This is a genomic window from Clostridium sp. Marseille-Q7071 (genome assembly GCF_965112025.1).
On sequence record NZ_CBCOPR010000002.1, the window covers coordinates 65,133 to 80,789 of the forward strand.

The following is a 15,657-nucleotide window of genomic DNA, read 5'->3' on the forward strand; positions in this document are numbered from 1 at the left end:
GTTTACATAGTTTTTCAAGGGATTTTCAGAAAATTACGCCTTTTAACTTCTCAATTGAGATTAGAAGTAGTTAATGATTTTACCTCTCTTTAACAAGTTAAAATAATGAACAATTTCAATGTAAAATTCACAATTATAGTTGAAATTAATATTTTACTAGTAATCTATTATTGTTGATATTTTATAGTAAATGATTACATCACTTCAAAAAATAGATAGTTTTAAATTTCTCAGCTTTTGCTGAGAGATATCCATAATTGTGAATTGTGAATTCAATAGTTCTAATTATAATACTAAAAAACATAAACTATTTTCATATATATTGGTTTTAGAACTAATATATCTATATACATATATATCTTACTATAATAATTTTATATAAACAAATAAATTCCTTTTTGAAAATACAAGGCTGTTGACAAAATAACTTGCCAACAGCCTAAATATTATTTTAAATTTCTTAGAAAATATATTTAATTTTATTTTACAGTTAAATTTAATTCTTTCTCTTTATAACCATCCGCTTTTAAAATTATCTTATATTCTCCTGCTTTATCAAATGCATTCTTAACATAAAGATTCCCTATATGCTGTTTTTCATAATCTTTAATCATATCTATTTCTTTTTTATTTACTAAAATTTTTGTAGGTTCGTATTCACTCATATATCCTACATATATAGTAGCTTTACCATTGACATTTATAATTGAGTCCATTAATTTTACACTGTTTGGTACATCCTTTAAAGTTTTTTCTATATCTTCATTGCTTGATTCTTCTACTTCTTCTTTATCACTAGTAACAATTAATTTTAACTCTTTGTCTTTATAGCCTTTTGTTTTTAGGACTATTTTATATTCTCCATCCTTACTAAATAAATGCTCTTTTAAAGATAAATCTCCAAAGAAAGTTTTTTCATAATCTTTATCTTTCTCTATTTTTTTATCATTGATATATACATCTTCTACAATATATTCAGATGTATAAGCATAATTTATTCGAACATTACTGTTTACCTTTATAGATGATATATTTGGCTTAACATTCTCTGGTGCATCTTTTGAAACTTCTTCTTTATTTTTATCCTCACTTATATCACCATTATTTGATTCATTTTCATTACCAATTACAGTTAAGTTAAGTTCTACATCTTTATATCCGTCTGCTTTTAACACGATTTTATATTCTCCTGCTTTACTAAATAGATTTTTTATAAATATGCCTCCAATATGTTGCTTTTCGTAGTCCTTAGCCATATCTATTTCTTTTCCATTTACTAAAATCTTTGTAGGTTCATATTCACTCATATATCCTATCCATACATCAGCTTTATCATTAGAATTTATAACTGCTGACATTAACTTAATATTACCTGGATTTTTTAATCCATCTTCTACTTCTGTTTTTCCTTCTTTGACTTCTAAAGAAAATTCTTTATCTACAAATTCTGAAGATTTTATAACGATAGAGTATTGTCCTGCTTTACTAAACAGTTCTCCTTTTAAACGTAAATCTCCAAAGAAGGTTTTTTCAGCGTATTTTTCCATATCTATTTTTTCACCATTAATATAGACTTCCTCTACACTGTAACCTTCTCTATAAGCATAATTTATTGTAACATTTTGTCCAGCTTTTATAATTGATGGCATTAGTTTAATATTCTCAGGTACAACCTTACTTATTTTTTGTGTTAATGTTGCATTATTATATCCTTTAGATATAATAACTATCTTGCAATTTCCTTCTGTCAATATTCCTGAAGGTATGATTATTTTACCATTTTCTACATGAACATCATTTTTAGAAAACTTATTTCCATCTATTAAAATATATTCAATCCCCTCTCTCCAAGCCTTGTTATCCTCAAAAGTTATTTCAATTTCTTTTGAAGCTGTGTTGTCTGTTATATCTTCTTTAAGTATTGGAGGATTTAAAAGCTTATGATCATTTATAACATTTACTTCAAACTCAGCTTTTTTATAGTTAATTGATTTTATGAATATTTTGTTTTTACCTAAATTTATAACTTCATGATTATTAATTACTAAATTATTATTTTCAAATCTATAATTATTTTTACTTATTACACTATCATTTATCTTGACTTCATATATACCATTAACCCAATTTTTATCTGTAGATATTATTGTTAAGTTTTCTCCTAAAATTAGATTTTCATTAAGCTTAACATTTTCCACCTGATTTTTATCTGAAAGATTTCCATCTATATCTTTAAATCTTAAAGCTACTTCATAATCCTTATATCCTGTAGAAACTATTTTTATTAGGTGTTCTCCTGAATAATTTATAGCACCTACCTTAAAATAAACTCCTCCAATATTGGATGTATAATGTAAATCTTTTTGTAATGCTTCTCCATCTACGTAAACCTCTTTAACATTATCTCCCCAATTATATTCTGGAGTAGTTCTGCTTACTTGTATCATGAACTCTTCTCCTATTGTTGGGGGTGCTGGTAATAATACAGTTGGAGGATTCTTAATTAATTCAATAGTTACATCTTTTGGTTCATATCCTGTTGCAAAAACTCTTATTTTATATACTCCATTATTACCAAATATTCTAGAATTGTGTTTTAAAATAATTTTTCCATCTTGAACTATATATTCTAATGGTGTATTTAAGGATGGTATGTTTCCTGAATATATTTTTTCTATTTTATAAATAGATTTTTGGAATTTAGTATTTTTATCAAAGTTTATAGTTATATCTTGTCCTAGCTCAACTTTTTTAGAAATCAATTCTGACACTTTCAAGCTTTCGTTGTTTTTATATATATTTTGTACTACTAAATATTCTGTTCCATCTTTTAATGTAACCTTTATATTAACCTTTCCATTTTGTCCTTTAAATAATTCAGATGGTAAAATAATTTTTCCATTTTCAATACTTATCTCCTTAGTTATATATTTATATTTTCCAACTTCTATTTCTTTAATGTTTTCTTTCCACTGTTCATTATAATTTTCAATAAATATTTCCATTGTATTTCCTTCAAAGTTATCTATTATATCTTCATGTAAAATAACTTTATCACCAGTTCCTCTTACAACATTAATACTTAATTTGCTATCAACATATTCTGGATCTGCTTTTAAAATAATATTATATATGCCACTTTGAGAGAACACATCTTTTGATATAACTATACTATTATCTTCATTTACCTTCCATTTATCTTTTGATAAACTATTTCCATTTACAGTTATAGTCTTTAATGATTCTATATAATTTTTGTCTCCACCTTTAACTATGATATCATTTCCTAAAATATTATTATTATCAATTGTTAAGTTTACTTTTCCTTTATATATAGGTTGTTCTATTAATACTGTTCTATAATTCTTTGATTTTATGGATATAGTATTTTTCCCATATTTAAAGATTTCAGTATTAATTTTTATCTCACTATCTTTAATTTCTATATAGTTGATTAATGGTTTTCTATTATAGTTTTCTACTAACTCTATTAATTCTATGGATTCTCTCCACTCTTTATTGTCTTTAAATTTTAAAGTAATAGTATTATCTTTTATATTATTTTCTAGATCCACTGCAACTTTTGGTGAAGTTTTCTTATAAACCTCTTCTGGTTTCATTTGTTCTCCATAAAGTCCATCTTCAAGTACATATTTTAAATAGTATGGACGATTAGGATTCGCTTTATAATTTCCGCTCTTTATATATTCTTCAAAACTTAAATATTCATCATTATAATAAGCTTCTCCAGCTTTAGCCATATAATCTTCATAATCAACAAGGAAATCTATTTCTCCTCTTTTGCCTATATGAGTTCTTGTTGTAGTATTGAATACATCTATAACCTTATTTACTTCTGGAATATCATATCCTAACTGTTTTAATATTAAGGCATTAGATAGCATATCAAAATCAAAAACTACATCCGCACCAACAAATCCACCACTAGCACTTCCCACAGCATCTACTTTATCGCTACTGCCACCACTTGAAGCATGGGCTACCGCATCAACTTTTGCCTTTTTGGAATGTGCTTTTGTATTTTTTATAGAAGGACTCTTTGGACTTGCTGAAGTGCTATTATCTAAATCTTTTTCATCATTTCCTATAGAAAAAGTTGTAGTTTCTGGTGAATATCTTATATTTCCATTTTTATCATAATTGGTTTTGTGAAATTCAAATAAATCCATTTTTTTATAACCATATATCTCACTTGGAGCTGCTAACGCTACGCCTGGATGTATACTACTTGCAAATGTAGCAAAAACTATAGCATACAATATTTTTGAATTTTTATTCATTTATCTATCCTCCAATACTTATTTATGATATAATGAAATCGCATATTTTTTCATAGATGTCCATTTTGACATCTTAACTTGAGGCTTGATATATTTATTTTTATATCAGCCTTCTTTACATTTTAAGTTCTAAAGTAACACTATCTTCTAGGTCACCTTTTACAACTTTTATTTTTTTCTTATTACTATCTTTAAGCTCTATTTTTAATATAGTACCACTGGTATTTACCTTTTCAGGCTTTACTGAATTTCCATCAATATAAAGCTCGCAATTATCTATATTACCTTCATTTAGACTCAAAACTGCATAATATACAAAATGCACTTCCATTATTGAAGATTTATTTCTGTCTATAAGATTTTTATTGTTAGGCTCTTCTGTACCATGATTAGGCTTTCTTGAATCTCCGTTACCTTCTGTTGGTTTTGTTGTTTCTCCGTTGCCCTCTGTTGGCTTTGCTGAGCTTCCATTACCTTCTGTCGGTTTCGTTGAACCTCCATTATTCACTGTTGATTTTGTTGGACTTTCATTCCCTTTTGTTGGCTTTGTTGAGTTTCCGTTATTTTCTGTTGGTTTTGTTAAAGTTTCTTCTTTACTATTTAAAATATTAACTATGTTTTTAACAACATTGTCCTTTAAGCTACCACCAATTTCATATATGATCTTAATATTCTTCTGAGCTCTTAAGTAATTCTTTTGAGTCTCATCTAAATTATTACCTGTTAATATTATTGGAGAACCTTCTTTTCCCGCTAAGGAACCTAAAGCTAATGCATCAATTAATTCATTTTCTTTTATTGAACCGTCTTTAGCAATATAAAGTGCTTTAACATCTTCTTTACCATAAAACTTCTCCATAATTTTCACATTTGTTTCACTTCTATTTTTCCCACTCAATCTTTCAGCCTTTAATTCTTTCACTAGAGCTTCTGAAACAACTCCTTCTCCCCCTACAGCAAAAGTTTCTTTTCCCTTAACCATACCTTCAACTTCCCCTAAGTTTTTACCATCTGTAAGTAATATTGCCATATCATTAGTAGCAGCCGGTGCTGCAACGGATAGTGCATCTGCTAATCCTGTGACACCATTTACTACTGCAACTTTTTCAAAATTTAATTGTTTAGCTATTTTTACTGAAGTTTCATATCTATTTTTTCCAGATATTCTTTCAACTTTGATTCCTAGAACTTCTATCTCTTTAATAACCTCCTTTGACACTACCCCTTCTCCGCCAACAATAAATATATTTTTAGCCGCTAATTCTTTTATTCTTTTCTTAGTAGACTCTGTCAATTTATCTGATTCTGTTAGAAGTATTGGAGCATCTTTATGCTTTGCAAAAGGTGCAGCGGATAGTCCATCAGCAATTGCCATAGAATTAATTAGAATTACATTATCAGCCTTGTCCCATTTTGAGCTAACCTTTATCGCTGTTTCATATCTATCTTTACCAGATAATATTTCTTTCTCTATTGCCCCTTTATTCTCAACAGCAAAAAATTTGCTACTCATTGTGGTAAGTGCAGCCCCAACTAATAGCGTCGAAATAATTTTTGAACTTCTTTTCATATTTAAATCCCCTCTTCTCTTAGAAATTATGAAAATTTTTGTAAAGGATTCCAGTTTAATCTTTACTATTGCTTATAATTTTTTCACCTCCATATTGTTTATTTTATTATTTTTCCATAAATCTATAACTTTAAATTTACACTTAATAATTACAATAAAATTCAATTATCAATGCAAAAATTATAATAGATACAGAAAAACTAGTAGAATTTATAAAATTTTCGATATCGACCTCAAATTTTGATATTGAAAATCATTTTCATTTATTATTGTAATATTATCATATATTGTAAAATTATTCAATATTATATGGCAATTTTTATATGTTTTTTTAACACTTTTAATGAGTAATAACACATCTCTTTTCACTCTTAGCCTCTATAAAAACTTCATATGTAATTTATAAATAAACAAAAGCTAGTCCATTATTAATGAACTAGCTTTTTATTTATTAAATTATTTACTATAGTTATGGAATCCTCTTCCTGTTTTTCTTCCAAGGTATCCAGCTCTAACATACTTTCTAAGTAAGCTGTGAGCTCTGTATTTGGCTATTTTAAAGCCATCTTTAATTGTTTTAGCTGTTGCTGCACCGTGCTCATTTTTTATTTTAGGTTATACTCAGTTTCTATCTGTAATCTTTTATTTAATTCAAATCCTATCTCTTCCTTTGCAGAATTTCTTAAATAATCTTTCTTTGTATTTATACCACTGTCAATTATTACAATTCTAATTTTTTTAATATTATTTTTTACATTCTTCATTCATAAATAGCCTCACATTAACATTTTAATAACCGCATTTTCTTAGCATACTCAGAAGAAGAATTACATAAAATATGTGAAAACAACTTGTACTTTTTACATAATAACATCTATATATATATTGTAAATAAGTATCCTCACCAAATCACATCATACCTTTATAGTAGGATTTTTAAAAATAAAACCTTAATCTACAGTTCTAATAGAATCAATTATACTAATGGAAAGTAATCTTTTAAGTGGTCTAATAGATGCCATTGCGCATATAATCATTGTCGCTAAAAATACTTCTAAAATACTCTTCCAAGGAAAAAACCACTGTACAACCTTATCATATTTCACAGCTCTGTATAAAATAATGTGAAGTATAACTCCCACTATACTTCCAAATCCAATACTAAAAATACCATATAATAAACCTTCTTTTAGCATCATATCTTTTATTTCATCTTTTCCCATACCTACAGTACCTAATCATTCCCAATTCGTGTTTACGCAATATAATATTCATACTTATTGTGTTTATTATATTTACTATACCTATAATAGCTATGATAATTACAAAACTATATAATATTACAGATACGCTTCTTTGAGCGTTCTTAAAAAATTCTAATTCATCTTTATAAGATATCAATTTTCCATTTTCCTGCTCTTTTGCATATTCATTAAGTTCATTTTTTATGTAGTTTTCATCCGAGTCTTTTTGGGTATTTATTCTTAATATTTTATATTTATCTTCATTTAACCATTTTCTCAAAACATCTTCATGAACAATAACCATAGTTTCAATTCTACGATCCATTGTTGGAAATGGAAGGCTATTCAACAATGCACCTATTGCTACTTCTTTATTATAATGCTTCCACTGACCGTCCTCTTGCATAGCAGTTTGCATTTCAAATTTATCTGCTACTTTTAAGTTAGTACTTTTTTCGTTAGATTGATTTTGAATTAAAATAACTTTATTATTATTTTTTATATCTTCTAAATCCAACTTTCCATTATCTAAATATCTATTCATTTTTTTTAATTCTTCATCATTACATCCATACAACTCTATTTGAACATCATAGATATTAGTTTTTATAGAAGAATCCTCTACGCCATTCTGTAAATATATTTTTTTATATTTTTCTTTATAGCTTTCTGTAACTTTATCTTCAGGAACTTTCAATATTGCATTAAAATATAAATTTTTATGAACTGAAGTTATGCCTTGTATATCTAATATTTCACGTACAACATTATCATCATACCCTGTATTTTTTTTATGGTTATCTAAGGTTAAAATATAATTAGAATTTATGTCCATTTGTACGTTTTTTACTGGATCAAGCCATGTAGAGAGACTTGTTACAATAATAAAAAGTACTATACTAATACTTAATGATATAACCGTTGCTAAAAATCTGTTTTTATTTCTTGTTAAGTTTATATATGCCATTCCAGTTGTAAATTTACTAAATATCTCAATTTTTCTTTTTCTTTTTGACTTCTCTAATTGGTCTCCCTGAATTGATGTATTAGTTATTGCTTCCATTGGTGATATTTTTGCTGCTTGTTTTGATGGAAAATATATAGATATAAATATAGAGATAAAGCATATTATAAAGGATATAATAATTCCACTAAAAAAAATTTCAGCTTTCCCTTCAAAATTACTGGTAAAACTAAATAATTTATTTATTTCATTAATAGAAATAATACCTAATAAAATTCCAAGTGGTACAAATATACAACCTAATATTATACCTTCTCCAAATATTAATTTTTTAATTTGTGCTGTGTCTGAGCCAATAGCTCTTAAAAACCAAATTCCCGTATTCTTTCTACTACTGAGATGCTGTATATGTTATAAATTACAGATATGGCAGCAATGATAATTATTATATTTAAAAAAATAAACATTGTATTTGCTTTTTTAGTTGATTCTAAAATGTTTATATAAGTATAATTTTGATTAATAAAAACACCTTGCATTTTAGACATACTTTTCAAAGCTTCTTTTATATTAACATTAGGTTTAAGTGTAAAATGATGAATATATCTATATTCATCCTGTGAAAGGATGTTTTTCACACTATCTATAGTTAAATATCCCTTAGCTTTTTTATCTTTTATTGAATCTATTCGATTTTGCAAAATTCCTGATAAAATAAATTCTTTTTCTCCAGCTTTAACTGCTGGTGACTGTTTATCATTTTCAAATTTCATGTAATTAAATGTATAACTAAGATTTATAGTATCTCCAATTGTAGGTTTTACTTTAAATTTATCTAGCACCCATTTTTCTAATGCTATTTCTGAATCATTCTTAGGGTATTGTCCTTTCTCTAGTTTAAAATCTAAAAGTTCTGTATCTACATCGTCATAACCATTCAGCTCAATTTTGTAACCATCTATACCTATTTCTGCATATCCCATCATTATACTAGTTCCAAATTTATCTATGGAAGGCTCACCCTTTAATATTTTTATACTTTCAGGATTTCCACCTTCAAAACAAGAAGCATAGTAATGACCTCCACTTTGTTTTTTAGCATTTTCTATTTTTTGTTTTTTATAATTTGATAAGGTTAAACTTAGACTTGTAATTAACATAGCTGAAAGCATTATACTTATGGATATAAATAGAGTTCTCTTTTTATTTTTTATCAAACTTCGTGGTATAAGTCCCCAAAAACTTTTCATTATCTCACCCTCTTATCCTCGATAATTTCTCCATCATATATTGTTATAACTCTATCTGCACAAGAGGCAACCTTAGTGTCATGAGTTATCATAACAAAGTTTGATTATATTTCTTTATAGACATAGTAAGAAGTTCTAACACTTCCTTGCTATTTTTACTATCTAAATTTCCTGTAGGCTCGTCTGCAAATATAATTGAAGGTTTACTAGCAAGAGCTCTTGCTATAGATACTCTTTGCTGCTGTCCTCCTGATATTTCTCCAGGTAAGTGAGCTTTTCTTGATTTTATATCCAATATATCCATAAGTTCATTTATATAGTCCTCGTCAACTTTTTTTCCATCCATTAAAAGTGGAAGTTTAATATTCTCTTCTACGGATAATATGGGAATTAAATTAAAAAATTGAAATATAAACCCTATATTTTTCCTTCTGAATCTAGATAATTCTTTTTCACTCATAGAATAAATATCAACGCCGTTAATATATACATGGTATGCTGATGGTTTATCTAAACCTGCTAATAAATGCAATAATGTGCTTTTTCCTGAACCACTAGGTCCTATTATTGCAGTAAATTCACCTTTTTCAATAACTAAATCTATGGATTTTAATGCTTTTACAATTGCTTCACCTGTACCATAGCTTTTTTGTAAATAATTTGTTTTTAGTAACTCCATATTATACATCTCCTAGATTTTGTTATATTAATAATATAACTTTTGCAAAACTATATAATTATTGAGCTGATTATACACAATCAGCTCAATTTAATAAAACTGGTATTTATTAAAGTTATATTCTAGCCTGTAATTCCGCTAAGAAGTCCTCCACATTTTCCTGAGCATGTTCCAATACACCAATTAGCACAACCTGCTTTACAATCTCCATAACATCCATTTGCACAACTTCCTATACATTGTGTAGCACAATTTGGTTCGCATACATATCCTTGTATATCATTTCTTGACTTTGTATTATTTTTAATAAAGAATTGTTTCATATAATATTCCCCCAAATCTATTATAATTTAATAATTACATAAATACCAGTTATATACAATTATTTAGTTGTATATATTTTATTAGTTCCAAAATCTATACTTAGCATCGAACTGTCTTCATTTGATTTCCATTTATATTTAATATTTTTATTAGCCCACCAACGATTAAATTTCTCATTAGTTTTTTGTTTATCTGTTTCTATTTTGCTTATTAATAATTTCTTTAAACTAATATCTAAACTATCATTCGACAAAGTTTCTTCAAGTTCGTCTAACGCCAATTTTCTCTCATATAAAGTAGCTATTTGATTTTTTTCATTTTCCGTTACGAATCCTACTTCTTTCATTTTTCTCCTCCAACTATCATATAATTTTTAATTTAAAAATATAACTTGAAATGCCAGCTTACTTGTCAATTTTTTCTAAAGGATCTAAATAAGTTATACTTTTTATTGTATTATCCATAGATATAAGTCCTTTATTTATTAAAACTCGTTGAAGCTTTTGGGTACAGTTACGTTCAATGTGACTTATTAAACATTGATTTTTACTTGGTGTATTTATTTCATCGGTAAGTTTTTTATTTAAAAATTTACATCTATTACAATGATACGCATCACATTCTTTACAGATAGGAGCAAATTCAAAATCAAGTAAATATTCATTTTTTATATTTATACCACTATCTAAATCACCTATGTTGTTTTCAGTATTATCAAAATAAAAAGCAGGACAAATATATATTTTGCCATTAGGTGCTAATGCAAAACTTTCATTACCAGCATCACAGTTACACATTGTTCTAATGTTTAATCTATCTGTTAGAACATTTAATTGTATTTCCCTGTAATCTTCATACTTTTCTACAATTAAATCAGTTAAACTACCTAATTGATTTTCATAAGTTTTAAAATCATTATCATTCCATTTTTCTATATCTTGAATAACTAAGTTTATTCTTTCGTGATATAAAGATAAATTTTTAATAAACATCTGTATATTTGAAATGTTCTCTTTGTTCATTAATAAAATACAATTATCTGTTTTTTTTAAGTTTTCGATATTGTTATCATATATAACTATGGAATTATCTCCTATACTTTCTGATTTACTATTAATGAATTGTATAAATTTTTCTTGCATTAACTCATCTTTTTCATTTCCTAAAATTATAGGTGTGAAATTATTCTTTTCAGAAAATTCAAGTCCCTTTTTAATAATTTTCCCACTCATCACATTGTTCATATTACTCCAATTTTCATAACGACAGTGAGGTATAATTTGATCGCTAGTTATAAATTGTAAAAATTTATTTGAATTTTCATTACTATTATTCCTATCTTCAACATATTTTTCATGTGGAGACTTTTTACCAGTTACTTGAGAATACTTGTCCCAAAAATAATTATTTGCTTTGACATTAGCTTTATGCATTTTGCAATGAAATGTTATTCTTTGATATACTGTATCTGTATCTGCATTATCGTAATTACATCCTGTACACCATGCGCAACCTTCTGCTACTTCACAATCTATGCATTCTTGTTTACTTTGCATTTCTAGAGATAATGTCTTAAATGCTCTTAATTTATCCATATTAATCCCAAAATAAATATCTCCCATTCTTCTTCCTTTACGATTTTCCAATGAGAACTCTAAAAATCTTATACAAGGGTATAAATTTCCATCACAATCTATTGCAAGCATTTGACCTGCTCCGCAGAAATTTTTCTTTTAGCTTCTTCATTTATAGGCTTTCCGATTCCTGGACTAAAAAACCTTACTGAATAGTTATCCCACAGTTCATTATCCATTATATAATCAGCTAACTCCTTTAATTGATTTTCAAATATAATATCATCACCGTCTTGCCATACATTTTCAAATACAACATTTGCTGAAACCATATTTATTCCAAGATTCCATAAACTTATTATACTATCTTTTAAATTTGGTAAATCATCTCTAGAAAATGTAGCTTTTGTTGATGAATTAGGAAATTGCTTAAGCCATAATGGTACATTTTTTACTACATCATCATAAGAACCACTACCATCAGGATAAATTCTTTGCATATCATGTTTAAGTTTATTACCATCAACACTTAATCCGATATGAATATGTCCTCTATTTTTCATAATATATTTTTGAACTTTTTCTGTATTATACAATATCCCATTAGAAGAAAAATTAAATCTATATGCATTAAACCATGGGTGATCTAAAAGGAACATTTGTTGTTTTATGTAGTCAGATATTTTATCTATTAGCTCAATTTCTAAAAAAGGTTCTCCCCCAATAAAATCCCAAATAACAGCCCCAGTGTTTGAAATATTTTCTCTGTCACTTAAAACATAATCAACTGCTTTTTTAGCTGTTTCAAATGTCATTTTTTTATTATGATTTTTGCCAGTCATATAGCAATATTTACAAGCTAAATTACAATCCTCAGTAACACATAAAGTAATTTCTTTAGTAATATGTCCATTACCGTTCCATCCTGGTGTTAAACTTCCCATTAATATTTCATTATTTTCCATATAAAGTCCCCCCATTAGTTTTGTTATTATTTTGTGTGAATTTTTCTATTAAATGATTAGTTAACTCCCTGTTATTAATATTTTGTTTAGAATTTATAATTTTACACATATATCCTGCTATATATGCAGCAGCTATACTATTGCCACACAGCCTTTTATATTTAAGAAAACATTCTAATTCATCGTAGATAATAATTGGAGGTGCATAAAAAATATTTTTATTAAAATAAATACTATAGTTATCGCTAATTTCTGATGACTTAACTCCTATAACATGTTTTAATGCTGCAGGATAACTATTTTTCCCGTCATTACTATAAGCAGAAACTACGATAATATTATTTTTTTCAGCATTTTTAATAAGTTTGCTCAAAGCATACTTATATTTTAATTTAGTGGTTCCTAAACTTAAATGAATTATATCTGGTTTTATTTCAATAGCTTTTTTTAATGCATGTATCAATATTCGTCCATCAGACATTAAATTTTCATCTAAAATATTCATATTGAAAATTTCAACTTTATCGAATAGACGTTTTATTATCATTGCTATAGCTGTACCATGAAGATGTCTAAACATTATAGTATTGTCTTCTATAACGTTACCTTTAGTATCTAATTTATAAGATGATGATTGTTTAACATTTTTATATAAATCATACATTTTAAGATCAATTCCACTATCTATAATTACAACTTTAGGTATTCTACCTTCCTGTATAATACTCACACTACTTTCTCCTAACTAAATTTATTTAATAATTAAACATTTAGTTTAAATGGATTAAATCTCTGCACCAGCACTTATTTCCGCTAGTGAATTATTCACCTCATTCTCATCTACTATCAAAGCAATATCATGCTTATAGATTTCTCTATATATAACATTATTTTTTAGAAGTTGTTCGTGAAAACCTTTTCCACAAACCTTACCATTGTCAATAACAATAATTTCATCAGCGTCTAAAATAGTACCTAAATGATGCGTTATTATTATAATAGTTGCTGACTTTGCAATATTATTTATAGATTTTCTAACAAAATACCTTGCTTCAGTATCTAAAGCTGATGTTGCTTCATCTAAAAGGACAATAGGTGCTTTTCTAAGAATACACATAGCAAGAGCTAATCTTTGTTTCTGTCCTCCAGATAAATTACTTCCTTCTTCTGCAATTATAGTGTCATATTTATTTTCTAAGCTCATAATATAATCATGTATAAATACTTGTTTACAAACCTTCTCTATTTCGTCATCTAATGCATTTGGTACTGCCATTCTCATGTTTTCTTTTATAGACAAATTAAATAAAAAAGGTTGTTGGTGTACAACTGAAATGCTTTTTCTTAAAGAATCTTCATTTAATTCATCAATATTTATTCCATCTATCAATATTTTACCTTTGTCCACTTTATAAAGACCTAAAAGTAAATTAAATATTGTTGTTTTACCACACCCGTTTTTTCCAACTACAGCAATAAGCTTATTCTTTGGTATAGTAAAACTTATATTTTTTAATACCTCTTTATCTTCTTTATAAGAAAAACTAACATTTCTAAACTCTATATTTCCATTCAATGGTCCTACTACTTTATTTCCAAAAGTTTCACTAGAAAAAGTGAAATTATCTATTAATCCGAAGATTCTTTCAAGTGATACTAATGCTTGCTGTATACTAGAATTTAATCTAGTTATTGAGTTAAGTGAGTTTGAAAATTGACCTGAATAGGATATAAATGCGACAAAATATTGAATACTTAACTTTTGCTTGTATATAAAGTAAATTCCTACTAGAATAACTATAAACTCGTCTAAAAAATTTACTATATTAGAAAATATAAATGACATAATTTCTAAAAATCCTATATGTATTTGCTTATCCCTCATATTTAATGATACATTATTAAAACTTTTATAATTATTATGTTTAATTCCAAAAGTCTTAATATGTTTTATTCCTAATAGAGATTGCTGAATTAAACTAAAATATTTATCATTTATTTTTTTAATTTTTTCATTTTCTCTTCTAAGTTTCTTACCAAATATTACAAATATTAGGTATGATATAGGAAAGGCTCCTAATACTACTAAAGATAATAGTAAGTTTATCTTGAAAATAACAATTCCAATTATTAAAATTCTTAAAATAGCGAGCACTGCATTAACTAATTGGCTAGTTATTATATTAGCTAGAGTAAATACATCTCCTTGAAGTCTCGAAATTAAATCTCCTATTGAGGTATTATCAAAAACTTTCATAGGTAAATTTAATATTTTCTGGTACATATCTGCTTTTAAATCATAAACTAAATTGTTATTTAATTGAACTTCACTATATGATTTTATAAATTCTATAATAGTTTGTAGGATTCGTAGTACAAATGTATGTATAAGATATATATATATAGATTTATAATCCTTTTCAGCTAAACACTGTAGTATTTTCCCCCATATTAAAGGTTGTATAATTCCAAATATAATTACTATTAGTATGGAAGCCATAAATAAATAAAATTTTTTTTTATAAGGTTTAATATATCCTAAACACCTTTTTAATAAATTCATATCATCTTTTGAAAGAAATTTTATTTTGGATTGTACGCATTTAATATTTTTTAGCATATATAACAAATTAAAACACCTACTTGTACAATATGTTGATTTTATTCAATTTAATGTATATATTTATATTATCATACTTTAATGTTTATTATTGTAAAAATATAAAGCCTCCAAAAAAACAAAAAAATGACACAGTTATGCTAGATGAGCCATTTTTAACGATTCA

Annotated in this window: 12 protein-coding genes and 3 pseudogenes; all 15 read right to left on the minus strand. The window is 26.5% G+C overall.

What is annotated here, in order from left to right; translation table 11 throughout:
• Positions 1 to 479 precede the first annotated feature (479 nt).
• Positions 480 to 4,301 (minus strand): hemoblobin-interacting domain-containing protein, encoded by a 3,822-nt coding sequence (locus ACWPW7_RS23055; protein ID WP_454055596.1) that lies wholly within the window; start codon positions 4,299 to 4,301, stop codon positions 480 to 482.
• Positions 4,302 to 4,416: 115 nt separating this feature from the next.
• Positions 4,417 to 5,871, minus strand: a complete 1,455-nt coding sequence (locus tag ACWPW7_RS23060; RefSeq protein WP_454055597.1) for a cell wall-binding repeat-containing protein — start codon at positions 5,869 to 5,871, stop codon at positions 4,417 to 4,419.
• A 456-nt stretch (positions 5,872 to 6,327) separates the two neighbouring features.
• Positions 6,328 to 6,423: pseudogene (locus ACWPW7_RS23065) on the minus strand (3-hydroxyacyl-CoA dehydrogenase family protein); the annotation flags it as partial.
• 53 nt (positions 6,424 to 6,476) lie between these two features.
• Complete coding sequence (locus tag ACWPW7_RS23070) at positions 6,477 to 6,635, minus strand: hypothetical protein (RefSeq protein WP_454055598.1); 159 nt, start codon at positions 6,633 to 6,635, stop codon at positions 6,477 to 6,479.
• A 186-nt stretch (positions 6,636 to 6,821) separates the two neighbouring features.
• Positions 6,822 to 7,094: an FtsX-like permease family protein gene (locus ACWPW7_RS23075; RefSeq protein WP_454055599.1), complete on the minus strand. Its 273-nt coding sequence runs from the start codon at positions 7,092 to 7,094 to the stop codon at positions 6,822 to 6,824.
• Positions 7,081 to 8,178 (minus strand): hypothetical protein, encoded by a 1,098-nt coding sequence (locus ACWPW7_RS23080; RefSeq protein ID WP_454055600.1) that lies wholly within the window; start codon positions 8,176 to 8,178, stop codon positions 7,081 to 7,083. Before ACWPW7_RS23080 ends, ACWPW7_RS23075 begins: the two co-directional genes overlap by 14 nt.
• 60 nt (positions 8,179 to 8,238) lie before the next feature.
• Positions 8,239 to 8,487, minus strand: a pseudogene (locus tag ACWPW7_RS23085) (FtsX-like permease family protein); the annotation flags it as partial.
• Positions 8,442 to 9,329, minus strand: a complete 888-nt coding sequence (locus ACWPW7_RS23090) for a hypothetical protein (RefSeq protein WP_454055601.1) — start codon at positions 9,327 to 9,329, stop codon at positions 8,442 to 8,444. The pseudogene ACWPW7_RS23085 and the gene ACWPW7_RS23090, both read right to left, overlap by 46 nt.
• Positions 9,329 to 10,008: pseudogene (locus tag ACWPW7_RS23095) on the minus strand (ABC transporter ATP-binding protein). The gene ACWPW7_RS23090 and the pseudogene ACWPW7_RS23095 overlap by 1 nt, the downstream one beginning before the upstream one ends.
• Positions 10,009 to 10,130: 122 nt before the next feature.
• Entirely contained in the window at positions 10,131 to 10,331 is a 201-nt protein-coding gene (locus tag ACWPW7_RS23100) for an AC3_0185 family rSAM-modified Cys-rich RiPP (protein ID WP_454055602.1), read from the minus strand.
• A 59-nt stretch (positions 10,332 to 10,390) separates the two neighbouring features.
• Positions 10,391 to 10,678, minus strand: coding sequence for a CXXX repeat peptide modification system protein (locus tag ACWPW7_RS23105; RefSeq protein WP_454055603.1), 288 nt, complete (start codon positions 10,676 to 10,678; stop codon positions 10,391 to 10,393).
• Positions 10,679 to 10,736: 58 nt separating this feature from the next.
• Positions 10,737 to 12,038, minus strand: coding sequence for a CXXX repeat peptide maturase (locus ACWPW7_RS23110; protein WP_454055604.1), 1,302 nt, complete (start codon positions 12,036 to 12,038; stop codon positions 10,737 to 10,739).
• Positions 12,026 to 12,871, minus strand: a complete 846-nt coding sequence (locus tag ACWPW7_RS23115; RefSeq protein WP_454055605.1) for a radical SAM peptide maturase, CXXX-repeat target family — start codon at positions 12,869 to 12,871, stop codon at positions 12,026 to 12,028. The genes ACWPW7_RS23110 and ACWPW7_RS23115 overlap by 13 nt, the downstream gene beginning before the upstream one ends.
• The gene (locus ACWPW7_RS23120) at positions 12,861 to 13,601 is read right to left on the minus strand and encodes a S8 family serine peptidase (protein ID WP_454055606.1); all 741 of its coding nucleotides are present in this window, start codon (positions 13,599 to 13,601) and stop codon (positions 12,861 to 12,863) included. Before ACWPW7_RS23120 ends, ACWPW7_RS23115 begins: the two co-directional genes overlap by 11 nt.
• Positions 13,602 to 13,655: 54 nt before the next feature.
• A complete protein-coding gene (locus ACWPW7_RS23125) occupies positions 13,656 to 15,491 on the minus strand; it encodes an ABC transporter ATP-binding protein (protein ID WP_454055607.1) in 1,836 nt (611 codons plus the stop codon).
• Positions 15,492 to 15,657: the final 166 nt, after the last annotated feature.

Excerpts from the sequence above, each read along its gene's own strand:
- ACWPW7_RS23090 (WP_454055601.1), bottom strand. The coding sequence starts at position 9,329 with ATGAAAAGTTTTTGGGGACTTATACCACGAAGTTTGATAAAAAATAAA.
- ACWPW7_RS23060 (WP_454055597.1), bottom strand. The coding sequence starts at position 5,871 with ATGAAAAGAAGTTCAAAAATTATTTCGACGCTATTAGTTGGGGCTGCA.
- ACWPW7_RS23070 (WP_454055598.1), bottom strand. The coding sequence starts at position 6,635 with ATGAAGAATGTAAAAAATAATATTAAAAAAATTAGAATTGTAATAATT.
- ACWPW7_RS23125 (WP_454055607.1), bottom strand. The coding sequence starts at position 15,491 with ATGCTAAAAAATATTAAATGCGTACAATCCAAAATAAAATTTCTTTCA.
- ACWPW7_RS23080 (WP_454055600.1), bottom strand. The coding sequence starts at position 8,178 with ATGGAAGCAATAACTAATACATCAATTCAGGGAGACCAATTAGAGAAG.
- ACWPW7_RS23100 (WP_454055602.1), bottom strand. The coding sequence starts at position 10,331 with ATGAAACAATTCTTTATTAAAAATAATACAAAGTCAAGAAATGATATA.
- ACWPW7_RS23105 (WP_454055603.1), bottom strand. The coding sequence starts at position 10,678 with ATGAAAGAAGTAGGATTCGTAACGGAAAATGAAAAAAATCAAATAGCT.
- ACWPW7_RS23115 (WP_454055605.1), bottom strand. The coding sequence starts at position 12,871 with ATGGAAAATAATGAAATATTAATGGGAAGTTTAACACCAGGATGGAAC.
- ACWPW7_RS23075 (WP_454055599.1), bottom strand. The coding sequence starts at position 7,094 with ATGGGAAAAGATGAAATAAAAGATATGATGCTAAAAGAAGGTTTATTA.
- ACWPW7_RS23055 (WP_454055596.1), bottom strand. The coding sequence starts at position 4,301 with ATGAATAAAAATTCAAAAATATTGTATGCTATAGTTTTTGCTACATTT.
- ACWPW7_RS23110 (WP_454055604.1), bottom strand. The coding sequence starts at position 12,038 with ATGCTTGCAATAGATTGTGATGGAAATTTATACCCTTGTATAAGATTT.